Source organism: Kitasatospora sp. NEAU-CNBT7, from assembly GCF_057220535.1.
In genome coordinates, this window is record NZ_JBXQQB010000021.1 from 106,670 (window position 1) to 128,771 (window position 22,102).

Sequence of the window (22,102 nt, forward strand, 5' to 3'; positions counted from 1 at the left end):
ACCGTGGAGCGGCGGCGAGGACTGGAGCCAGGGTGAGCCGAGCAGACGGAACGGGCGCAGCGGACGGCGGGGGCGCAGCGGACCGTACGGGCGGACCGGGGTCGGCCTGCCCCCACCACCACCCGGGCGCGGAGCAGGACGGGCACCACGACCACCACTGCGACCACTGCGGTCCGGGCGACCACGGCGAGCATCCCGACTCGGACGCCGCCAAGGTCGCCGTCCACCTCGGGCTGGGCTCCGGGCTGAGCATCGAGGCCGAGATGCACACCGCGGGCAGCAGCGGCCCGCTGCTGCCCGCGGCCTTCGCCATCCTGATCGTCAGCCTCGCGCACCTGTGCCTGGCGGTCGGCATGGCGGCGGCCGCGGTCTGGGCCGGCGCCCCGGACTACCTGTGCGTCATGGCCGGTGCGGCCGGGTTGGGGGTGGCCTGGCTGCTCACCCGCGACACCTTGCAGGCCGCGGGCACCGTACCGCTGCCGCCGGAGCCCCGCGCGGAGCCGGAGCCCGGGCCGGCCGAGGGCGCCGTCCTGCCGGCGCCGAGGACGGCGGCACGGTCGACGGAACCGGCGGCGGCGCCGGACGCCGCGCCCGGCTCCCCGTCCGCGCCCGGCCCTGACCCCGGCCCCGGCCCCGGCCCCGGCTCCGGCCGCAGCCCCGCGCCCGGCTCCGGCTCAGCCGAACTCCCGTGAGACCTTGACCAGCTGTTCCAGCGCGAGCAGCACCTGCGGCCCCAGCACCGCCTCGGCGAGGGCCGGCCGGTGCCGCAGCCGGAGCACGGCGCGCAGCACGTCGGCGTGGTTGAGCAGGCGCAGCGCGTCCAGGTACTCGCCGGCCTCGGCGGGGGCGCCGGCCAGGTGGCTGCGGTGCCAGGCCGCCAGGACCGCCTTCACCACGGTGAACATCATCCGGCGGCCGCGGACCAGTTCGGCCCGGGCGTTGAGGGCGAACACGTCGATGGTCGCCTCGCCCTTGGGCGTGAGCGGGTCGTACGCGCCGGACTCCAGGTAGAGCAGCAGGTGGTCGGCGGGGTCCTCGCGGGAGGGGTCGACCAGCAGGTGGGCGCCGGTGACCGGGTCCAGCGGGAAGCGGTCGCGTTTGTGGTTGCTGTTGCAGTGGGCGCAGGCGAGCAGGTGGTTCTGCCAGTCGAAGGTGCGCAGCGGCGCCCGGGCGATCGGCTCGAAGTGGTCGATGTCGGTGCCCAGGTTGTCCCCGCAGTACATGCAGCGCTCGAGGCCGGGCGCCATCTGCCGGAGCATCAGGCGCAGCTGGGCCTTGGGCTGGCGGGCGTTGCGCCAGGCGGCCCGGCCGGTGGCGGTGGTGGGTCCGGCGGTGTCGATGGCCCGGGTGCGGCGTTCCAGTTCGGCCAGCAGGGCGGGCCTGAGCGGCGGCCGCTGGAGCGGGATCACCGGTCCCGGCCGAGCAGGCGGGCGGTGGCCTCGTCGGCCCGGGCGGTGAGCGAGCTGTTGAGCTTGGCGCCGAGTTCCCGGTACTCGGCGAGTTCGGCGGCGGAGGCGTCGCCCGCGTAGAGCTTGCGCTCGAGGCGGACCAGCAGTCGGCGTTCGGCCTCGGCGGCGGGTGAGTAGGCGCTGGTGAGGCCGAACAGTTCGGACAGCGCGGTGTCGTCGCCGCTGCCGTAGAGGACCCGCTGGTGCAGGTCCTCGCCGAGCAGCCGGGGGCCGGCGGGTTCGTCGTCGGGGCCGGCCAGCCGGATCAGCGCGCCGGGGTCGGCGGCCTGGCAGACGTACGGGCTGTGGGTGGCCACGATGAACTGGACCTGCGGGAAGTGGGTGGTGAGCCAGCTGCCGATGCGCTGCTGCCAGACCGGGTGCAGGTGGCTGTCGACGTCGTCGATCAGCACGGTGGCGCGGACCGGCAGGGTGGGGACGCCGTCGACGTCCTCGGGGCGGGTGCGGCGGGTGACCGCGGCCAGTTCGGTGACCAGCGCGGTCAGCCGGGCGACGCCGTCGCCGAGTTCGGCGAGCGGCAGGGCGAGGCCGGCGCGGCGGACCCAGGGCGTTTCGGTGTGTCCGGGGTCGATCCGCCAGCCGTCGGGCAGCAGGCCGTCCTCGACCAGGGCGGCGGCCGCGCCGCGGACCGGGGCGGCGGCCGGGGGCCGGGTCGGCCCGAAGTAGCGGTGGCGGGCGGAGAACGGTCCGCTGCGTTCGGCTCTCGGTACGGCGCCGGTGATCCGCCAGGTGGCGCCGCCGTTGAGTTCCACGGCTCCGCCGGGGTGGCCGGCGGCCAGCCAGCGTTCGGCGGCCACCGCGGGGTGGGCGCCGAGGGCCAGGGCGACTGCCTGCAGCAGGGTGGTCTTGCCGGAGCCGCCCGGCCCGGCGAGGACGGTCCAGCCGGCCGCCGTACCGTCCGGCCGGGCGAGGTCGAGGTCGACCTCGCGCGGACCGCTGAAGCACTTCAGGCCGGACACCTTGATCCGGGAGACGTCCACGGCACCCCCTCAGGCTGGAACCACCCATCCAGGTATGCCCGGTGGATCACTCCACGATGCGCACCGGGAGCTCCCGCAGCGCGTCGCGCAGTTCGGCGGCGAACCGGTCGTACTCGGCGGAGCGGGCCGAGCCGGCCCGGGTGGCGAGGCCGATCCGCCGGCCGGGGGCGGGGTCGGCGAAGCGGACGGTGGCGAGCCGGTCGGTGCGGCCGGCCTCGACGTCCAGCGCGGTGGCGGGCAGCAGGGTGACGCCGAGTCCGCCGGCGACCAGCTGGACCAGGGTGGACAGGCCGGCCGCCCGGGTGGAGCCGCCGCCGGGGTCGGCGCCGATCTCGCGGCAGATGTCGAGTGCCTGGTCGCGCAGGCAGTGGCCCTCCTCCAGCAGCAGCACGTCGAGGTCGAGCAGCACGTCGCGAGCCACGTCGCGGCGGCCGGCCAGCTCGTGGGAGGGCGGGGTGACCAGGACGAAGTCCTCGTCGAAGAGCGGGATGTCGTGGGTCGGGGCGGCGCCGCCGGTGGGCAGCGCGAGCAGCAGCAGGTCGAGCCGGCCGGTGGCCAGGCCCTCCTGCAGCGAGGGGGTGCGCTCCTCGTGGACGTGCAGTTCGAGGTCGGGGTGGCTGCTGCGGACCAGCCGGAGCACGGCGGGCAGCAGGTACGGCGCGACGGTGGGGATCACGCCGAGGTGGAGCGGTCCGGTGAACGGCCGGCGGGCCGCCTCGACCTCCTCGGTCAGTGCGTGCAGGGAGGACAGCACCCGGCGTGCGTGCCCGGCGACGCGCTCCCCCAGCGGGGTGATGATGACTCTCCGTGTCGTACGCTCCACCAGCTGGGCCCCGAGCGCCTCCTCCAGCGCGGCGACGGCGCCGGACAGCGCGGGCTGGCTGGCGCCGATGGCGGCGGCGGCCTCCCGGAAGTGCCGGTGCTCGGCCACGGCCAGGAAGGAGCGCAGCTGGGCGACGGTGGGGGTGCGCGGCGAGCGGGGTGTGGTGATCGACACACCGGGGTCGGGTTTGCGGGAGCGGTCCGTGCGGGGGGCCGGGCGATGAGTACTGATAGCTCTCTCCGATCAGATGCATCGAGTCTAGCTATTTCCCTGATCAGTGCCGGTTGTGTAACCCTGGAACGCGTCCGAAACCGTCGAATCATAGGCAGATCGGACGAAAACCCCTCAATTTCTCACACCAGGAGAAGTGAACGTGCTCACGATCGGTGACAAGTTCCCCGAGTTCGACCTCAAGGCCTGCGTCGACCTCGACCCCGCGAGCGCCTTCGCCGACATCAACCACAAGTCCTACGAGGGCAAGTGGAAGATCGTCTTCTTCTGGCCGATGGACTTCACCTTCGTCTGCCCGACCGAGATCGCCGCGTTCGGCAAGCTGAACGAGGAGTTCGCCGACCGCGACGCCCAGATCCTCGGCGTCTCCGGCGACTCGGAGTTCGTCCACCACGCCTGGCGCAAGGATCACAAGGACCTGCGCGACCTGCCCTTCCCGATGCTGGCCGACGTCAAGCACGAGCTGATGCAGGACTGCGGCGTCGAGGCCGCGGACGGCACCGCCCAGCGCGCCGTCTTCATCGTGGACCCGAACAACGAGATCCAGTTCGTCATGGTGACCGCCGGCTCCGTCGGCCGTAACCCCAAGGAGGTCCTGCGGGTGCTGGACGCCCTGCAGACCGACGAGCTGTGCCCCTGCAACTGGACCAAGGGCGAGGACACCCTCGACGCCCAAGCCCTGCTGGCCGGCTGACCCATGGCCCTCGACGAACTGAAGGCCGCCCTCCCGGACTACGCCAAGGACCTCAAGCTCAACCTGAGCGCGGTCATCGGCAACTCCGACCTCCCCGCCCAGCAGCTCTGGGGCACGGTGCTGGCCTGCGCGATGGCCACCCGCTCCCCCTCCGTGCTGCGCGAGCTGGAGCCCGAGGCCAAGGCGAACCTCAAGCCGGAGGCGTACAACGCCGCCAAGGGCGCCGCCGCCGTCATGGGGATGAACAACGTCTACTACCGGACCCTGCACCTGCTCTCCGACAAGGAGTACAGCAGCATGCGGGCCGGTCTGCGGATGAACATCATCGGCACCCCGGGCGTCGAGAAGGCCGACTTCGAGCTGTGGTGCTTCGCGGTCTCCGCGATCAACGGCTGCGGCCAGTGCCTCGACTCGCACGAGGCCGTGCTGCGCAAGGCCGGCGTCGAGCGCGAGGTCATCCAGGCCTCCATGAAGATCGCCGCGGTCGTCCAGGCGGTGGCCGCCACCCTCGACTCCGAGGCCGTGCTGGCCGCGCTCTGAGCGCACCGCGGGATCGAACCGCAGCAACACCACGGAGGGCCCCGCCGGACGGCGGGGCCCTCCGGGCGTTCCGGCGGGGTTCGGCTCAGCCGGTGGTCGCGGCCGCGCCCTCGGCCTCGGCCGCCTCCCGGGCGGCCTCCAGGGCCACGAATACCTCCAGGCCCGCCGCGTTGCGCCGGCGCAGGTGCCCGACCACCGTGTTGGTGACCGCGATCAGCGGCACCGCGACGATCGCCCCGGCGATCCCGCCGACGATCGAGCCCGCCGCGACGCCGAGCACCACACCCAGCGGGTGCACCCGCACGGCCCGGCCGAGGATCAGCGGCTGCAGGATGTGCCCCTCGATCTGCTGCACCGCGACCAGCACCACCAGCACCATCAGCGCGGTGAACGGCCCCACCGTGACCAGCGCGATCAGCACCGCGATGGTGCCGGTGACCAGCGCGCCGACCAGCGGCACGAAGGCACCCAGGAAGATGATCACGGCCAGCGGCAGCGCCAGCGGCACCCCCAGCAACTGGATGCCGATGCCGATGCAGAGCGCGTCGATGAAGGCGACGAAGACGGTCCCGCGCACGTACGCCGTCAGCGTGGCCCACGCCTTCGGACCGGCCCCCGCCATCGCGTACCGGGAGCGGCTGGGCAGGCCGCGCAGCGCCCAGCCCCAGATCCGGGCGCCGTCGTAGAGCAGGAAGAAGGTGGTGAAGGCGGCCAGCACCACCCCGGTCAGCACCTCGACGGCGATGGTCACCCCGGTGAAGCCGGCCGAGGTGATCTGCTCCGAGTTGGTGCCGATCGCGGTGGAGATCTGCCGGGCGAAGTCCTCGATCTGCTGCTGGGTCAGGTGCAGCGGGCCGTCCACCAGCCAGTCGCGCAGCTGGTTGACACCGGCCTGCACCTTGCGGGTGACCGACTCCAGGTTGGTGCTCACCTGCCACACCACGAACCAGCCGACCAGGCCGATGCCGGCGATGCCGCTGAGGAAGGTGCCCGCCGCCGCCAGCGAGCGCGGCACCCCCAGCCGCCGCAGCCAGGAGACCGTCGGCTCGAGCAGCGCGGAGATCAGCAGGGCGGCCAGCACCGCGAACGCGACCAGCCGCAGCATGTCGACGACCCGGAAGAGCACGTACAGGGCGACCCCCAGCAGCAGCAGCCGCCAGGTCGACTCCGCCGCCACCCGCAGCCCCCACGGCACCGCCTCCACCGGGTCGGCCGGGCGGCCGGGCGGGAAGCCCCTGGGGTGGGCGGCGCGCGGCCGGACCCCGGCCGGGCGGGGCGCCGGGACCCGGCCGCCCTCCCGGGCCGCCGGCGCGGCGGCCGGGCCGGCGTCCGGCTCACCGCCGGTCTCCTCCGGCTGCGGCCCGGCCGCGGGCGCCAGGACGTGCAGCCCCGGCTCCACGGCCCGCAGTTCGCCGAGCGCGGCGGCCGCCACCAGGGCCGCCTCGGCGGCGGCCTCCGCCGCGGCCGCCCGGCGGCGGCGTTCGAGCGCCGCCAGTACGCCGGCGGTCACCGCACCGGCCTTGGCCAGTCCCTTCCACGCCTTCGAGTCCCGCGCCATCCCCGCTACCTGCTCCCCGGTAGGTCACCGTGCCGTGGGCCCGCCACGATCGTCCGGGACGACGCTACCTGCCCCCCGGCCGCCCGGTCTGCCTCCCCCGGCCGCCGGAACCGCCCGCGCCGGGGGACGAAAAGGGTCGAACAGGTACGAACCATATGGTTTCACACCGCAGAGAGCGGGGAGGAGACCGGTACCACCGGACCAACTGCCGGCGGACCGGCCGGGGCCGGAGACACCAGGACCCTCTCCGGCTCCCCGCGTCCGCACAGGACCGCACCGCCCGTGAGCGCACTGGTCAGCGCCGCCCGGGCGGCGCGGCCCGCCCGCAGCCGGTCCGGCACCCACAGCGGGCCCGCCGCACCGCGGCACGACGAGAGCCCCCGGCCACTCGGGCCGGGGGCTCTCGGTACGACACGGCCGGCGGCGTCCCGGACCAGTGGTGACCGGCCCCGGGGACGTCCGCGGACTGTCTAGTACCAGTGGTGCGACTGCCAGAACGACCAGGCGCCGCAGGGGCTGCCGTAGCGGCTGTTCATGTAGTTCAGGCCCCACTTGATCTGGGTCGCGGGGTTGGTCCGCCAGTCGGCGCCGGCCGAGGCCATCTTGGAGCCGGGCAGCGCCTGGACCAGGCCGTAGGCACCGGAGGAGGCGTTGGTGGCGGTGTAGTTCCAGCCGCTCTCGCGCTTCACGATCTGGCTGAAGCACTGGAACTGCGAGTCGTCGCCGATGATCTGGAGCGCCATGTCCTGGACGGAGCCGGGGCTGACGGCGGCCAGCGTGGTGCGAGCCTTGTCGCGGTTGGCGGCCTCCTCGTCTGCCTTGCGCTTGTCATCGGCAGCCTTGGCGGCGGCCTTCTCCGCGTCGGCCTTGGCCTGCGCGTCGGCGGCGGCCTTCTGGCGCGCGGCCTCCTCGGCGGCCTTCTTGGCAGCCGCGTCGGCCGACACCTGCTGGGCGTTGGCCTGCTCGCTGAAGTTGTCGCTGACGGTCTGCGCCTGGGCACCCGAGGGAACGTCGGCGAGCAGCGTGGCGCTCGCGACATCGACCGTCGTGACGGCCTTGCCCTCGCTGCCCGAGGCCGCGCCGACGACGGCACCGACAGCGGTGACCGCGGTGGCGGAGGCCACAGCGACTCCCCGGACCGAGATCCGAGTCACATGGTTTCCTTCCAGCGTCGCCCACGCGTGACCGTGCGGGCGCAATCTGCCCCTTGGCGCTGGCCTCCACCCCTGCTCTGGTCACGGGAGGCACTGGCCCGGCGCCGGCCCGAGGGACTCGGAACGGCGAACGGATCGGGCGGCGTACGACTCATCGATGTTCAGTTCTGTACTCGCCAACCGGAGTTGCCGAGCGGTGGGTTCTGCCGTACGCGGGGCCTGACAGAACCCTCACCATGCCGCACCGGGCCATGTCTACGCAATTCCCGGTTGCGTGGCGCATCTCACAATCTTCGCGGGCGCCGAGTTCGGCCGATCCGTGGACAAGGCGCCGTCAGTTGTGATGGCAGGCAAGGGGCCTGTCGCTCGGCGACAGGCCCCTTCATGGTGGATTGTCTGATTTTGTCCTGGGCGTTTTCGTACCGTTCGTACCCGCCTTCAGACGGTCGGCGCACCCGGTGGGGTCAGGGGCCGACGTCCTCCAGCATCTCGGTCACCAGCGCGGCGATCGGCGAACGCTCGGAGCGGGTCAGCGTGATGTGGGCGAACAGCGGGTGCCCCTTCAGCTTCTCCACCACCGCGACCACGCCGTCGTAGCGGCCCACCCTCAGGTTGTCGCGCTGGGCGACGTCGTGGGTGAGCACCACCCGGGACCCCTGGCCGATCCGGGACAGCACCGTCAGCAGGACGTTGCGTTCCAGCGACTGGGCCTCGTCCACGATCACGAAGGCGTCGTGCAGCGAACGCCCCCGGATGTGGGTCAGCGGCAGCACCTCCAGCATCCCGCGGGAGATCACCTCCTCGATCACGTCCGGGGTGGTGACCGCGGAGAGGGTGTCGAAGACCGCCTGGGCCCAGGGGCCCATCTTCTCCGCCTCGGAGCCGGGCAGGTACCCCAGCTCCTGGCCGCCGACGGCGTACAGCGGACGGAAGACCATCACCTTCCGGTGCTGCTGACGCTCCAGCACCGCCTCCAGCCCGGCGCACAGCGCCAGCGCGGACTTGCCGGTGCCCGCCCGGCCGCCCATCGAGACGATCCCGACCTCCGGGTCGAGCAGCAGGTCCAGCGCGATGCGCTGCTCGGCGCTGCGCCCGCGCAGCCCGAACGCCTCCCGGTCGCCGCGCACCAGGCGCACCCGTCCGTCGTGGGTGACCCGGCCGAGCGCGCGCCCGCGCTCGGAGGTGAGCACCAGGCCGGTGTGCACCGGGAGTTCGGCGGCGCCCTCGATGTCGACCGCGACGTCGTGCCCGGCGGTGAAGAGCGAGTCCACCGTGTCCCCGGCGACGTGCAGCTCGGTCATCCCGGTCCAGCCGGAGGTGATGGCGAGCTCGGCCCGGTACTCCTCGGCGAGCAGGCCGACCGAGCTGGCCTTGATCCGCAGCGGCAGGTCCTTGGAGACGACGGTGACGTCGTACCCCTCCGCCTGGAGGTTGCGGGCCACGGCCAGGATGCGGGTGTCGGCCTCGCCGCCGCCGGCGCGGTAGCCGGCCGGGAGGATCGAGGGGTCGGAGTGGTTCAGCTCGACCCGGATGGTGCCGCCGAACTCGCCGACCGGGATCGGCTCGTCGAGCCGGCCGTGGCGGACCCGGAAGTCGTCGAGCAGGCGGAGCGCCTGGCGGGCGAAGTAGCCCAGCTCCGGGTGGTGCCGCTTGGCCTCCAGCTCGGTGACCACCACCACCGGGAGGACGACCTCGTGCTCCTCGAATCGTGTCATGGCGAGGGGGTCCGCCAGGAGCACGCTGGTGTCGAGAACGTACGTGCGCCGGTCTGGTGTCCGGCGGCTCTTGGTACTGACCACTAGGCCTCCAGAGCGGATGACCCAGCGTCATCCGCGGCTCACCGGTCCCCGCGACCCCGGTGGCCGGGGTACCGGTCTTGACTGGTCTATTCCCAGGGTCGGCGTGGTGCATACCCGCCGGGAAGAACGGCGGGATCACAAATGGTGAACGTTTGGCGGGCTGGCCTGCGGGTATTCGGATTGACCGGCTGTCAGGGCGGCCGTCAGAGCCCGAGCCGCCGGTTGCGCAGCTGGTAGTCGCGCAGGGCCCGCAGGAAGTCGACCTTGCGGAAGGCCGGCCAGTACGCCTCGCAGAAGTAGAACTCGCTGTGCGCGCTCTGCCAGAGCAGGAAGCCGGAGAGCCGCTGCTCGCCCGAGGTCCGGATGATCAGGTCCGGGTCGGGCTGACCGGTGGTGTAGAGGTGCTCGGCGATGTGCTCGACGGAGAGGATCTCGGCCAGCTCCTCGATCGAGGTGCCGCGGCCCGCGTGCTCCTGGAGCAGCGAGCGCACCGCGTCGGCGATCTCGTGCCGGCCGCCGTAGCCGACGGCCACGTTGACCGTGATGCCGCGGATGTGGGCGGTGGCCTGGGCCGCCGACTTGAGGGTGTCGGCGGTCTGCTGGGGGAGCAGGTCGAGCGCGCCGACCGGGTTGACCTTCCAGCGGCCGTCGGCGGCGAGCCGGCGGACGGTGTCCTCGATGATGCCGAGCAGCGGCACCAGCTCGTCGGCCGGGCGGGAGAGGTTGTCAGTGGAGAGCATCCAGAGCGTGACCACCTGGACGTGCGTCTCGTCGCACCAGCCCAGGAACTCGCTGATCTTGTCGGCGCCGCGCTGGTGACCGTCGGCGGTGGTGCCGCCGGTGGCCTTGGCCCAGCGGCGGTTGCCGTCGAGGATCACGCCGATGTGGTTCGGGGTGTTGTCGAGGTGCACCTCGACCCGGCGGCCGTACAGCGAGTACGCGTTGTCCAGCAGGGTGCGAAGCCCTGGAGTGCGCTCGACCACATCGCGCAGACCCATGTCGTACTGCCCCTCCGAGCTCATTACCCCCGGGTGCGAAATCCCCTGGCGCAGCCTACTCCCGGAGGGCGCGGGGAGGTAAAGCCGCAGGTACCGAAGGTGTCACGAGCACGTCGCGAAACCGTTCGGACGCGTTTGGTCACGGCTGTGCGGGCTCGGACACGGAAAGGTATCCGGTTCCTTAAACGACCCCTAAGCCGGGCGCCGACTCCTTGACGCCCGGCATTGGTCTAGTCCAGCTTGTGACGCAGGACACGGCGGACCCCACCCGCCGCACCCCCACAGCACCACTGCGGACCTTCCCTCCCCCACGCGGAGCCGCCGCGACCCCCACCGCGGCGGCTCCCCCTCCTCCCACAGGAGTTCGCACATGGCCCGTACGCTGCAGCAGCCGTCCCACCGGCGCCGGCGCACCAACCTCCCGACCGTCCTCGGCGCGGGCGCCACCGCCCTCGCCGTGGCCGGCACCGGCCTGGCGCTGTTCGCCGGCGGCGCCAGCGCGGCGGTCGGCAACCTGGTCGGCAACGGCGGCTTCGAGTCCGGCCTGTCCGGCTGGACCTGTACCGGCACCGCGGTGGCCGGCGCCCCCGCGCACTCCGGCGCGGCCGCCCTGAACGCCACCCCGAGCGCCTCCGACACCGCCGAGTGCCGGCAGACCGTCAGCGTGCTGCCCAACTCCAGCTACACCCTGGCCGGCTGGGTCCAGGGTCCGTACGTCTACCTCGGCGCCACCGGCACCGGCGGCGCCGACCCGAGCACCTGGTCGAGCCAGAGCAGCTGGAACCAGCTCTCCACCACCTTCACCACCGGCGCGAGCACCACCAGCGTCACCCTGTACGTGCACGGCTGGTACGGCCAGGCCGCCTACGCCGCGGACGACATCACGCTGACCGGCCCGGGCGGCACCTCCTCGCCCTCGCCGTCGGCCTCCTCCTCCGCACCGGCCTCGCCGTCCCCGTCGGCCTCCGCCTCCAGCTCGGCCCCGGCCTCCCCCTCGCCGTCCGCCAGCAGCAGCGCGCCCACCTCGCCGTCGCCGACCGCCACCACCCCCCCGCCGGCCACCGGCCTGCCCAAGCACGCCCTCACCGGCTACTGGCAGAACTTCGACAACGGCGCCACCGTGCAGCGGCTGCGGGACGTGCAGAGCGCGTACGACATCATCGCGGTCTCCTTCGCCGACGCGACCACCACCGCCGGCGGCATCAGCTTCACCCTGGACCCGGCGCTCTCCACCAAGCTCGGCGGCTACGGCGACGCCGACTTCAAGGCCGACATCGCGGCCAAGCACGCGGCCGGCAAGAAGGTCGTGCTGTCGATCGGCGGCCAGAACGGCACCATCGTGGTGAACAACTCCGCCGCGGCCAACACCTTCGCCAACACCGCCTACGCGCTGATCCAGCAGTACGGCTTCGACGGCGTCGACATCGACCTGGAGAACGGCGTCGACCCGGTCTACATGGCGCAGTCGCTGCACACCCTGCAGAGCAAGGTCGGCCCCGGCTTCATCCTCACCATGGCCCCCGAGACGATCGGGATGTACTCGACCGCCGGCAACTACTTCCAGCTGGCGCTGAACACCAAGGACATCCTGACCGTCGTCAACACCCAGTTCTACAACTCGGGCGGCATGAACGGCTGCGACGGCAAGGTCTACACCCAGGGCACCATCGACTTCATCACCGCCCAGGTCTGCACCCACATCCAGGGCGGGCTGCGGCCCGACCAGGTCGGCATCGGCGTCCCGGCGTCGACCCGTGCGGCGGGCGGCGGCTACGTCAACTCGACCGTGGTCAACAACGCGCTGGACTGCCTGGCCACCGGCACCCACTGCGGCAGCTTCGTCCCGCCGGCCAAGTGGCCGACCATCCGCGGCGCGATGACCTGGTCCACCAACTGGGACGCCGCCAACGGCAACGACTTCTCCACCAACGTCGGCGCCCACGCCCACGCCATGCCGTAACCCGTACGGCCCGACCCCTCTGCCGCTACTCCCCCGGCGCGCCTCCCCCTGAGGGTGGGGCAGGACGCGCCACCCCGGAGCCCGTTCCCGCCGCCGCACCGGCGGGGACGGGCTCCGGCCTTCCGGCCGGGCCCCGGCCCGCTCGTCCGATCAGGCCGCGGCGAGCACCGCCAGCAGGGTTCCCAGCAGCATCCACGGCCCGAGCGGAAGGTCGTCACCCCGGCCGGCCCGGCCGGAGACCAGCAGCGCCACGGCCCACACCGCGGCCGCCAGGAAGGTCAGGACGAAACCGCCCGCCACCGCGGACCAGCCGTACCAGCCGAGCAGCGCGCCCAGCGACGGCGCCAGTTTCACGTCACCGAGCCCGACCGGTGCCACCAGGGCGAGCAGGAAGTAGCCGCCGCCGAGCGCCAGCGCCGCGTACAGGCAGCGCAGCAGCACCGCACCGCCGGGCGCGGTGAACAGCAGCAGGACGGCGGTGCCGGCGGCCAGCGGCAGGGTGAGCACGTCCGGCAGGCGGCTGACCCGGGCGTCGACGAAGGCCAGCACCACCCCGAACAGCGCCACCCAGGCCAGCGGCAGCACCACCGGCCAGGACGCCGCGGCGCCGATCGCCGCGCCGGCCGCCGCGGCGACGGTCTCGATCCGCCACGCGCCCGGGCCGCCGCCCGCACCGCAGCGCGGGCACCGGCCGTCCGGGCGGTGCAGCCGGCGGCCGAGCGGACAGCACTCCCGCCAGGGCTCGCCGTCCGGCACCGCGTAGCGGGCGGCCGCCGCCCGCAGGAACGGCGCCGCCAGCAGACCCGCCGCCGCACCCGACACCACCGCGATCATGTCCCTCTCCCCCTCCGGCCGGCGAGGCCGACCCGGCCGAGCCTACGGGGAAGCGGCCGGGGAATCCGTCGGGTCGACCGGGTGACCTGTGGCCCATCCCACTGCGGTATCGGCGTAGGGGCGCCGTAAAGTAAGGGGGTATGCAGGTCATCCAGTCCAGCAAGCTCGCCAATGTCTGCTACGACATCCGCGGTCCGGTGCTCGACGAGGCGATGCGGCTGGAGGACCAGGGCCACCGCATCCTCAAGCTGAACACCGGGAACCCGGCCGCCTTCGGCTTCGAGGCGCCGCCGGAGATCCTCCAGGACATCCTGAAGAACCTCTCCTCGGCACACGGTTACGGCGACTCCAAGGGGCTGCTCGCCGCCCGCCGCGCGGTGGTGATGAGCTACGAGGAGCGCGGCCTGCACGGGCTCACCGTCGAGGACGTCTTCCTCGGCAACGGCGTCTCCGAGCTGATCCAGCTCGCCATGACCGCACTGCTGGACGACGGCGACGAGGTGCTGGTCCCGGCCCCGGACTACCCGCTGTGGACGGCCTCGGTCAGCCTGGCCGGCGGCACCGCGGTGCACTACCGCTGCGACGAGCAGTCCGAGTGGTACCCGGACCTGGCCGACCTGGAGTCCAAGGTCACCGACCGGACCCGCGCGATCGTCGTGATCAACCCCAACAACCCGACCGGCGCGGTCTACCCGCGCGAGGTGCTGGAGGGGATCGTCGAGATCGCCCGCCGCCACCAGCTGGTGCTGTACGCGGACGAGATCTACGACAAGATCCTCTACGACGACGCCGAGCACGTCCCGCTGGCGACGCTCGCCCCGGACCTGTTCTGCGTCACCTTCAACGGCATGTCCAAGTCGTACCGGGTGGCCGGCTTCCGCTCGGGCTGGATGGTGCTCTCCGGCGACCGGCACCGGGCCCGCAGCTACATCGAGGGGCTGACGGTCCTGGCCTCGATGCGGCTGTGCGCCAACATGCCGGCCCAGCACGCGGTGGCCGCCGCGCTCGGCGGACGGCAGTCGATCAAGGACCTGCTGCTGCCGGGCGGCCGGCTGCTGGAGTCCCGCGACGCGGCGTACCGACTGCTGAACGAGATCCCGGGCGTCAGCTGCGTCAAGCCCAAGGGCGCGCTGTACGCCTTCCCGCGGCTCGACCCGCAGGTGTACAAGATCAAGGACGACGCGCAGATGGTGCTGGACCTGCTGCGCGCCCAGCGGATACTGATCGTCCAGGGCACCGGCTTCAACTGGCCCGATCCGGACCACTTCCGGCTGGTCACCCTGCCCCGCCCGGAGGAGATCACCGACGCGGTCACCCGCATCGGCGACTTCCTGAGCGGCTACGTCCAGCCCTGACGCCCCAACGACCCCCGCCCACGGGCGAGGGCGTCGGGTCCGGAGCGGCCGGAGGCGAACGGGCGGGAACGGCCCGCCCTGAGCCGAAGGGCGCGCCGACGCCGGAAGCGACGAACGACCAGCGAGCGTAGCGAGCGCCGGAGCGAGGAGTGCCGGCGTCGGGCCCGGAGCGCCCGGAGGCGAACGGGCGGGAACGGCCCGCCCTGAGCCGAAGGGCGCGCCGACGCCGGAAGCGACGAACGACCAGCGAGCGCAGCGAGCGCCGGAGCGAGGAGTGCCGGCGTCGGGTCCGGAGCGGCCGGAGGCGAACGGGCGAGAACACAGCACCGCCGCCCCCGGTCAGGGCGGGGGCGGCGGAGGCTGGGGGTGGGGCGGGGTCAGCCCAGGCGCTTGACCAGGGCGCGGTACTCGTCCCAGAGCTCGGTGGGCGTGTGCTCGCCGAACAGCTCCAGGTGGGACGGGATGAGTGCGGCCTCCTGGCGCCAGATGTCGGCGTCCACGGAGAACAGCAGGTCGAGGTCGGACTGCGGGATGTCGAGGCCCTCGAGGTCGAAGGCGTCCACGGTCGGCAGCACGCCGATCGGGGTCTCGACGCCCTGGCCGGCGCCGTCGAGCCGCTCGACGATCCACTTGAGGACCCGGCTGTTCTCGCCGAAGCCCGGCCAGATGAACTTGCCCTCGCCGTTCTTGCGGAACCAGTTGACGTAGTAGATCTTCGGCAGCTTGCCGGCGTCGGCCTGCGCGCCCAGCTTCAGCCAGTGGCCGAAGTAGTCGCCCATGTTGTAGCCGCAGAACGGCAGCATCGCGAACGGGTCGCGGCGCAGCTCGCCGACGGTGCCCTCCTGGGCGGCGGTCTTCTCGGAGGCGATGTTGGCGCCCAGGAAGACGCCGTGCTGCCAGTCGAAGGACTCGGTCACCAGCGGGACGGCGCTGGCGCGGCGGCCGCCGAACAGGATGGCCGAGATCGGCACGCCCGCCGGGTCCTCCCACTCGGGGGCGATGGTCGGGCACTGCGAGGCCGGCACCGCGAAGCGGGCGTTCGGGTGGGCGGCGGGGGTGCCGGACTCGGGGGTCCAGTCGTTGCCGCGCCAGTCCGTCAGGTGCGCCGGGGGCTCCTCGGTGAGGCCCTCCCACCAGACGTCGCCGTCGTCGGTGAGCGCGACGTTGGTGAAGACGGTGTTGCCCCAGAGGGTGTCGATCGCGTTGGCGTTGGTGTCCACGCCGGTGCCGGGGGCGACGCCGAAGAAGCCGGCCTCCGGGTTGATGGCGTAGAGCCGGCCGTCGGCGCCGAACCGCATCCAGGCGATGTCGTCGCCGATGGTCTCGACCTTCCAGCCCGGGATGGTGGGCTGGAGCATGGCGAGGTTGGTCTTGCCGCAGGCGGACGGGAACGCGGCGGCCACGTACTTGGCCTCGCCGGCCGGCGGGGTGAGCTTGAGGACGAGCATGTGCTCGGCCAGCCAGCCCTCGTCGCGGGCCATGGTGGAGGCGATCCGCAGCGCGTAGCACTTCTTGCCGAGCAGGGCGTTGCCGCCGTAGCCGGAGCCGAAGGACCAGATCTCGCGGGTCTCCGGGAAGTGCGAGATGTACTTGGTGGTGTTGCACGGCCACGCGACGTCGGCCTGGCCCTCGGCGAGCGGCGCGCCGACGGTGTGCACGGCCTTGACGAAGTCGCCGTCCTCGCCGAGCTGGTCGATCACGGCCTGGCCCATCCGGGTCATCACGCGCATCGAGACGGCGACGTAGGCCGAGTCGGTGATCTCGACGCCGTACGCGGCCAGCGGGGAGCCGACCGGGCCCATGGAGAAGGGCACGACGTACATCGTGCGGCCCTTCATCGAGCCCTTGAACAGGCCGTTCGCGCCCGAGAAGAGCTCCCGCATCTCTGCCGGGGCCTTCCAGTTGTTGGTCGGGCCGGCGTCCTTCTCCTGCTCGGAGCAGATGTAGGTGCGGTCCTCGACGCGCGCCACGTCCGTGGGGTCCGAGGCGGCGTAGTAGGAGTTCGGGCGCTTCTCGGTGTTGAGCTTCTTGAAAGTGCCCTGGGCGACCAGCAGCTCGGCGAGGCGGAGGTACTCCTCCTCGGAACCGTCGCACCACTCGACGCGGTCCGGCTGGGTCAGCTCGGCGATCTCGGCGACCCAGGCCAGCAGACGCTTGTGGCGGGTGGGCGCGGACTCGGCGAGCGCAGAGTTCGAAGACGACACGATCGCTCCGTTTCACACCATCTCGGCCAGGAGACGGCATCGCGGGGGTTGAGGGTGTAAGCAGCGTAGCTCCGCCTACGACCCCTCTTTGCGGCGTAACGGCGCAATCGGGTGAACTTTTACTACACTCCGTCCATCTACTTGCCAGTAACAAGGCATTCCCGGCCAGCCCCGTGACCGACGCCACCACGGCCAACTTCTACGAAATGTACAAGAGTGAGCATCGCCACTTCCTACGGACTAGTAACCTACGGTCCCGTAAGTAGGATGACCTCCATGACTCTGGTGGAGGAGCCCCTACCTGCCGACCCGGCCGCCGCGACCGTGGCGGAGTGGGTCAAACCCAAGTGGCGCGGCTGGCTGCACGCCGGGATGTTCCCGGCCTCGCTCGCCGCCGGCATCGTGTTGATCTGCCTGGCCGACTCCACCGCGGCGCGGCTCGCGTGCACGGTCTACGCGGTCAGTGCCTGGCTGCTGTTCGGCGTCAGCGCGGTCTACCACCGCTTCGACTGGGGCCCGCGCGGCGACGCCGTCCTGCGCCGGCTGGACCACGCGAACATCTTCCTGATCATCGCGGGCACCTACACCCCGTTCACCATCCTGCTGCTGCACGGCACCGCACAGCAGGTCCTGCTCTGGGTGGTGTGGGGCGGCGCGCTGGCCGGGATCGGCTTCCGGGTGTTCTGGGTCGGCGCACCGCGCTGGCTCTACACCCCGTGCTACGTCGCGCTCGGCTGGGCGGCGGTCTTCTTCCTGCCGGACTTCCTGCACACCGGCGGCGTGGCCGTGATGACCCTGATCGTGGTCGGCGGGGTGCTCTACACCCTGGGCGGGCTGGTCTACGGCCTGAAGCGGCCGGACCCCTCACCGCGCTGGTTCGGCTTCCACGAGGTCTTCCACGCCTTCACCCTCGGCGCGTTCACCGTGCAGTACGTGGGGATCTCACTGGTCGCGTACACCGCGGCCGGCTGACACCCGCGCGTCCAGCCGCTCACGGGCCCGCCGGCAGCGCTCGCAGTGCGCCGCGTCGGGCCCGTCGCCTGCCGTCCGCAGGTGCGCCTTGGCACGGAACCGCACCGCCACGTGCCCCATCACCAGCAGCACCTCGACCGCGGACACCGCCCAGACCAGCCGGGGCCCGCCCAGCAGGTAGCCCGCCACCACGGCGAGCGCGGCGACGAGCGCCAGCAGCCCGCCCCAGAACTGCACATCCCTGTTCGCCATCGGCATCCTCTCCGCCGTATGACCGCCGCATGACCACGGACCGGAACATCTCCCCACCCAAGGTGACATCCGCACCACGCTCCGGGGCGAACAGGGGATCAACGCTGCGCCAAATTACTGTGCGGACCCTGCCGGGAAGCCGGCCGCGGCCGCCCGCACCGGGCCGCCACCCATCGCCGTACGGACACCGGACGGTGAGGACCCGTCAGGCGGAGCACTCCGCCGACGGGCACCGCCCCGTTGATGCCGCACCCTACCGGGACGGCCCGCCCACCCGGGGTACGGCGCGCCCCGGGGCCGCACGAGGGGCCGGGCGACAGGGCGGACCGCAGGACCGGCCGGCCCGCAGGACAGGGCGGGCCGGACCCGGCAAACGGCGCAGCGGCCCGGCGAGCCGATCCGCCGGGCCGCTGCCCTGTCCGTAGCACCTTTCCGTAGCGCCCGTCCGTGGTGGCCCGCCGTGGCCGCCCATCCGTGGCCGCCCGGGGCGCCGTCGCTCCCGCCGCTACCGCCGGGCGGACCGGCGGCGGGCCGCGAGCGCGGCACCGGTCAGCGCGGTCGCACCGAGCGCCGCCCCCGCCGTCAGCGCAGACAGCGCCGTCAGCCGTCCGCCGTCCCGGGCGGGCGCCGCGGTGTCGAATCCGCCGCCGGTGCCCGCCCGGTCGTACGCGCTGCCCGGCAGCTTGTCGCCGTACCGCTGGTGCACCAGCTTCTGGTACGCCGCCACGCTGAGCCCGTCCGCGCCCACCGAACGGCGGGCCTGCTCGTCCAGCGGAAGCACCCGGCCGCCGCGCAGCACGTACCAGGCGTCCAGCTGCGGCTCCCGGAACGCGGTGCCGCCGCCGGTGCCGGCCGCCCTGGCCGGGTAGTCCGTCTCGTCGCCGCCGGTGGCGATGTTCACCACCCGCCAGCCGGCGCCCTGCCGGACGGTCCACACCGAGGCGGTCCGCCCGTCCGCCGACACCGCCTTGGTGGCCACGAAGTCGGGCGAGGCCACCGGCGCGCCGGCCGTCCCCGCCACGAAGCCCGCGTCCAGGGTGAACACGGTCGCGCTCTCCCCGGTCAGCCGGGGCGCGGCCGCGGCCGCGGCCCGCTCCTCGTCGGCCGGGGTGAGCGCCGGTCCCCGCGTCGGCGGGACACCGCCGCGGGCGAAGAACTGGCCGAGCCGGTCGAGCACGGCCGGCGCCTGCACGGCGGCCCGGGCGGCGGCCAGGTCCGCGGGCGCCAGGTCCGCGGGTGCCGCCGGCGCCGGTCCGTCCGCCGCCAGGGCGAGCGGGGCGGCGGCCGACGAGAGTCCCGCGGCGAGCACGGCGGCGGCGAGGGCCCGCCGCAGGTGGTTCCGGTTCCGGTTGTCGGTCATGGCTGTCTCCTCACGCGCCGATCCGGTACAGGGAGTGGGTCCAGGAGAACGAGCCGTTGCTCACGTAGTACGAGTAGTCCGCCCAGTTGTAGCGGGAGTTGGACGGCCACGGGTCGCCCCAGTAGACCCAGTTGCTGGAGACGTCGTAGCCGTAGATCAGCTGCATGTGGCCGCCGCCGGAGCTCCACTGGATCCGGGTCTCGACCGGCCGGTCGGCGTCGATCTCGGTCTGCACCGTGCTGTAGCGCAGGTAGCCCGTGACGTACGAGCCGGGGTTGATGCCGATCCAGTCGAGCGCGGTCTGCACGTTGCCCAGGGTGGCCTGGTTGTTGGGGCAGGTCGAGTTGATCGACCGGTTGAACGCGGCGTTGCAGAACTGGTTCTGGCTGTAGGTGTAGCCGAAGTACGCGGCCACCGTGTTTCCGCTGCCGGCCCAGCACCAGTTGCTCTGCTGCTGTTGCTGCATGGTGATGTTGAGCTTGCGCCAGGTGGCGGCCGATGCGGACCGGTCGGCCGCACCGGCCACGGCGGGCTGACCGGCGGCATCGGGCTGACCGGTGGGGGCGGTCGGGCCGACGGCGGAGGTCAGGGCGGATGCGGCGGGGGCACCGGTGAAGGGGCGGGCGCTCGCGCCCGCCGGAGCGGCGGCGGCCACCGTCAGGCTCGGCGCCAGGACGCCGAGCGCCAGCACGGCGACCACGCGACGCAGGCGCGGCCGGGGCGGCCGGGGTGTCCGGGGCGCCCGGGATATCCGGGATGTCCGGGGTGATGGCATGGGGGAATCTCCTCCTTGCGGCTACGCAGGAGTGGGGATGTGGGGGGGGTGGCGGCGTCCGGACGCGCTGCGAGGAGCATCGGGCCGCCGCCCGACCAGGGTCAACGGCCGCGGAACGCAAGAGGGCCCCGGTGTGAACGGACCCCACCGGGTGTGAACGCGACCGCCCCCGCCTGCGGCGATCCCCCGGCCTGGTGACAACTCCGGTGCCAGGTGTGAATATTCACCCCCAGGAACGGAGGCAGCCGCATGCAGCACACCGTCCGGCCCGAACTCGCCGCCGCCCTGCGCACCGGCCCGTTCCATGTCGCGCTGCGCACCGCCATCGCCACCCGTGGCCTCGCCCTGCACCGGGTGCAGCAGCACCTCGCCCGCCGCGGCGTCCGGGTCGGCGTCACCACCCTCAGCTACTGGCAGCAGGGCCGCCGCCGGCCCGAGCGGGCCGAATCACTGCGCGCCGTCCAGCAGTTGGAGGAGGTCCTCGACCTCCCCGCGCACTCGCTCACCCGGCTGCTCGGCCCCCGCCGGAGCGCCGGGACCGCGGCCGCCGGACCCGCCACCCGGCCGTACCGCGACCTGATCCGCCCCGCCGAGGCCGTCGACGGACTGCTCGCCACCATCGCCGGTCCGCCCGGCACCGGCCTGCACACCGTCACCCACATCGAACGGATCACCATCGGCGCCGACCGCCGCCAGCTCCGCCGCAGCTCCCAGCACGTCCTGCGGGCCCACCACGACGGCATCGACCGCTACCTGGCGATCTACCAGGGCGACCCCGGCTGCGACATCACCCGCGTCACCCTCCGCGCGGAGGAGAACTGCCGGCCGGGCCGGGTCCGCCGCGACCCGGCGGCCGGCCTGCTGGTCGCCGAACTCCTCCTCGACCGCCGTCTGCGCACCGGCGACACCCACCTGCTCGGCTACGGCTTCGAGGACGTCCCCGGGCCCGAGCCCAGCAGCGAGTACGTCCGCGGCTTCAACGCCGGCGCCGGACAGTACGTCCTCCAGGTCGCCTTCCACCCCGCGGCCCTACCCGTCCGCTGCCACCGGTTCACCAGCCGCGCCCCGGGCGGGCGCCCCTACGAGACCGAGGACCTCACCCTCGACGGCCACCACTGCGTCCACCTGGTCGCCACCGCGCTCCCCCCGTGCATCCTCGGCATCCGCTGGGACTGGGACTGAGCCTCCGCGGTCCCGCGCCGCGGCAGGACGCCGGCCCCGCACGAGCCCCCGGGCCCGTTATCGCTGGCCGAATGTCACTGGCCGAAGTTCAGGACGACGCAGTCCTCGACCGCCCGGAAGCCGAGCCGCTGGTACAGGGAGTTGCTGGTCGGGTTGGCCAGGTCGGTGTACAGCAGCACCTCCGCCGCACCCGCGGCCACCGCCCGGGCGCACCCCGCCGCCACCACCCCGCCCGCGTAGCCGCGCCCCCGCAGCTCGGGCGGCGTGTACACGGGTCCGATCCGCGACATCCCGGCGAGCACCGGGCTGACCCCGGCCATCGAGACCGGCCGGCCGCCTTCCTCCCAGACCTGCAGGGTGCCGTCGGCGATCCGGCCGGCGATCACCCCCGGGATGTCGGGCACCGCCGGGACCGCGACCTCCGTGAAGAACGCCTCGCTCCACCGGGTCAGCAGGCCGTGCTCGTCGGCCCGGGCCGGCCTGGCCAGCCCCTCCGGCGCCGGCACCGGCGGCGTCAACTCCACCAGCCGGTAGAGCCGTTCCTCGACCTCGAGCTCGGCCGCCGCCCCGGTCAGCCGCTGCCAGACCTCGGCGAACGCGGCCACCGCCGCCTTCTCCCCGCCCACCCCGGAGAGCCGTTCACCCCGCCCGTGCAGGGCCGTCGCCAGCTCCCGGGCGGCCGGCACCGGCATCCGGCCGAGGCGCAGCGGGAAGGGCGGCGTCCACAGGAAGGCCGCACCGACGCTCTCCCCGCCCTCGGCCCGCCACCACCCGAAGCGGGGCGGCTGCGGGCCGAAGGCGTGCAGGCCGTCCCGTCCGAGGCGGTGGGCCAGCGTGAGCAGCACGGTGTTCCCGGCCCGGTGCGCGGCGAGGAACTCGCCCGCCCTGCTGTGGAATTCGGTCGGCGAGGAACTCACGGTCCAGGTCATCCCGCCATCCTGGCCGAGGCCGGGATCGTGCGC

The 22,102-nt window shown here is 73.2% G+C and carries 20 protein-coding genes; 7 read left to right on the plus strand and 13 right to left on the minus strand.

The genetic code is table 11. The features are described 5' to 3' along the window. The first annotated feature begins 32 nt into the window (after nucleotides 1–32). Nucleotides 33–692 (plus strand): hypothetical protein, encoded by a 660-nt coding sequence (locus AC2TEW_RS25330; RefSeq protein WP_484625647.1) that lies wholly within the window; start codon nucleotides 33–35, stop codon nucleotides 690–692. Here AC2TEW_RS25330 and AC2TEW_RS25335 read toward each other — a convergent pair. The 3 genes from AC2TEW_RS25335 to AC2TEW_RS25345 are packed head-to-tail and all read right to left on the minus strand — an operon-like array spanning nucleotide 675 to nucleotide 3,440. Then, nucleotides 675–1,409: an HNH endonuclease gene (locus AC2TEW_RS25335; protein WP_484625648.1), complete on the minus strand. Its 735-nt coding sequence runs from the start codon at nucleotides 1,407–1,409 to the stop codon at nucleotides 675–677. The two genes, AC2TEW_RS25330 and AC2TEW_RS25335, sit on opposite strands and share 18 nt — an antisense overlap. Then, nucleotides 1,406–2,449, minus strand: a complete 1,044-nt coding sequence (locus AC2TEW_RS25340; RefSeq protein WP_484625649.1) for an AAA family ATPase — start codon at nucleotides 2,447–2,449, stop codon at nucleotides 1,406–1,408. The genes AC2TEW_RS25335 and AC2TEW_RS25340 overlap by 4 nt, the downstream gene beginning before the upstream one ends. A 46-nt stretch (nucleotides 2,450–2,495) precedes the next feature. After that, a complete protein-coding gene (locus AC2TEW_RS25345) occupies nucleotides 2,496–3,440 on the minus strand; it encodes a LysR substrate-binding domain-containing protein (RefSeq protein ID WP_484625693.1) in 945 nt (314 codons plus the stop codon). A gap of 205 nt (nucleotides 3,441–3,645) precedes the next feature. Here AC2TEW_RS25345 and AC2TEW_RS25350 point away from each other — a divergent pair, with 205 nt between their 5' ends. Together AC2TEW_RS25350 and AC2TEW_RS25355 are read left to right on the plus strand one after the other, a co-directional pair. Then, on the plus strand, nucleotides 3,646–4,197 hold the full coding sequence (locus AC2TEW_RS25350; RefSeq protein ID WP_033819747.1) for a peroxiredoxin: 552 nt from the start codon (nucleotides 3,646–3,648) through the stop codon (nucleotides 4,195–4,197). A 3-nt stretch (nucleotides 4,198–4,200) separates the two neighbouring features. Further along, the gene (locus AC2TEW_RS25355; RefSeq protein WP_033819732.1) at nucleotides 4,201–4,737 is read left to right on the plus strand and encodes an alkyl hydroperoxide reductase; all 537 of its coding nucleotides are present in this window, start codon (nucleotides 4,201–4,203) and stop codon (nucleotides 4,735–4,737) included. 85 nt (nucleotides 4,738–4,822) lie between these two features. On the opposite strand, the gene AC2TEW_RS25360 is transcribed toward AC2TEW_RS25355, so the two are convergent. From AC2TEW_RS25360 to AC2TEW_RS25375, 4 genes are all read right to left on the minus strand, one after another. Beyond that, a complete protein-coding gene (locus AC2TEW_RS25360) occupies nucleotides 4,823–6,295 on the minus strand; it encodes an AI-2E family transporter (RefSeq protein ID WP_484625650.1) in 1,473 nt (490 codons plus the stop codon). A gap of 470 nt (nucleotides 6,296–6,765) precedes the next feature. Next, entirely contained in the window at nucleotides 6,766–7,449 is a 684-nt protein-coding gene (locus AC2TEW_RS25365; protein ID WP_484625651.1) for an aggregation-promoting factor C-terminal-like domain-containing protein, read from the minus strand. Nucleotides 7,450–7,913: 464 nt separating this feature from the next. After that, a complete protein-coding gene (phoH2, locus tag AC2TEW_RS25370) occupies nucleotides 7,914–9,248 on the minus strand; it encodes an RNA 5'-3' helicase PhoH2 (RefSeq protein ID WP_484625652.1) in 1,335 nt (444 codons plus the stop codon). A 203-nt stretch (nucleotides 9,249–9,451) separates the two neighbouring features. Then, on the minus strand, nucleotides 9,452–10,246 hold the full coding sequence (locus tag AC2TEW_RS25375; protein ID WP_484625694.1) for an isoprenyl transferase: 795 nt from the start codon (nucleotides 10,244–10,246) through the stop codon (nucleotides 9,452–9,454). A 370-nt stretch (nucleotides 10,247–10,616) separates the two neighbouring features. On the opposite strand from AC2TEW_RS25375, the gene AC2TEW_RS25380 reads away from it, so the two are divergent. Next, nucleotides 10,617–12,206, plus strand: a complete 1,590-nt coding sequence (locus AC2TEW_RS25380; RefSeq protein ID WP_484625653.1) for a chitinase — start codon at nucleotides 10,617–10,619, stop codon at nucleotides 12,204–12,206. Nucleotides 12,207–12,356: 150 nt separating this feature from the next. Here the strand turns inward: AC2TEW_RS25380 and AC2TEW_RS25385 are convergent, their stop codons facing one another. Next, nucleotides 12,357–13,040, minus strand: a complete 684-nt coding sequence (locus tag AC2TEW_RS25385) for a prepilin peptidase (protein WP_484625654.1) — start codon at nucleotides 13,038–13,040, stop codon at nucleotides 12,357–12,359. A 140-nt stretch (nucleotides 13,041–13,180) separates the two neighbouring features. Here AC2TEW_RS25385 and AC2TEW_RS25390 point away from each other — a divergent pair, with 140 nt between their 5' ends. Further along, the gene (locus AC2TEW_RS25390; RefSeq protein ID WP_484625655.1) at nucleotides 13,181–14,395 is read left to right on the plus strand and encodes a pyridoxal phosphate-dependent aminotransferase; all 1,215 of its coding nucleotides are present in this window, start codon (nucleotides 13,181–13,183) and stop codon (nucleotides 14,393–14,395) included. 377 nt (nucleotides 14,396–14,772) lie between these two features. Here the strand turns inward: AC2TEW_RS25390 and AC2TEW_RS25395 are convergent, their stop codons facing one another. Next, complete coding sequence (locus tag AC2TEW_RS25395; RefSeq protein ID WP_484625656.1) at nucleotides 14,773–16,599, minus strand: phosphoenolpyruvate carboxykinase (GTP); 1,827 nt, start codon at nucleotides 16,597–16,599, stop codon at nucleotides 14,773–14,775. 276 nt (nucleotides 16,600–16,875) lie between these two features. Between AC2TEW_RS25395 and trhA the strand changes: the two genes are divergently transcribed. Beyond that, nucleotides 16,876–17,571, plus strand: a complete 696-nt coding sequence (gene trhA, locus AC2TEW_RS25400) for a PAQR family membrane homeostasis protein TrhA (RefSeq protein WP_484625657.1) — start codon at nucleotides 16,876–16,878, stop codon at nucleotides 17,569–17,571. Here trhA and AC2TEW_RS25405 read toward each other — a convergent pair. The 3 genes from AC2TEW_RS25405 to AC2TEW_RS25415 all read right to left on the minus strand — a co-directional run bounded on the left by AC2TEW_RS25405 (nucleotide 17,542) and on the right by AC2TEW_RS25415 (nucleotide 19,883). Beyond that, nucleotides 17,542–17,823 (minus strand): hypothetical protein, encoded by a 282-nt coding sequence (locus AC2TEW_RS25405; RefSeq protein WP_484625658.1) that lies wholly within the window; start codon nucleotides 17,821–17,823, stop codon nucleotides 17,542–17,544. The two genes, trhA and AC2TEW_RS25405, sit on opposite strands and share 30 nt — an antisense overlap. Before the next feature lie 505 nt (nucleotides 17,824–18,328). Then, nucleotides 18,329–19,183, minus strand: a complete 855-nt coding sequence (locus AC2TEW_RS25410) for a hypothetical protein (RefSeq protein WP_484625659.1) — start codon at nucleotides 19,181–19,183, stop codon at nucleotides 18,329–18,331. Nucleotides 19,184–19,193: 10 nt separating this feature from the next. Next, nucleotides 19,194–19,883 carry a papain-like cysteine protease family protein gene (locus tag AC2TEW_RS25415; protein WP_484625660.1) on the minus strand — a complete coding sequence of 230 codons (690 nt, stop codon included), beginning with the start codon at nucleotides 19,881–19,883 and terminating at the stop codon, nucleotides 19,194–19,196. A gap of 324 nt (nucleotides 19,884–20,207) precedes the next feature. Between AC2TEW_RS25415 and AC2TEW_RS25420 the strand changes: the two genes are divergently transcribed. Then, nucleotides 20,208–21,140, plus strand: coding sequence for a hypothetical protein (locus AC2TEW_RS25420; protein ID WP_484625661.1), 933 nt, complete (start codon nucleotides 20,208–20,210; stop codon nucleotides 21,138–21,140). Between the two features lie 74 nt (nucleotides 21,141–21,214). On the opposite strand, the gene AC2TEW_RS25425 is transcribed toward AC2TEW_RS25420, so the two are convergent. After that, complete coding sequence (locus AC2TEW_RS25425; protein ID WP_484625662.1) at nucleotides 21,215–22,069, minus strand: GNAT family N-acetyltransferase; 855 nt, start codon at nucleotides 22,067–22,069, stop codon at nucleotides 21,215–21,217. Between the last annotated feature and the right edge of the window lie 33 nt (nucleotides 22,070–22,102).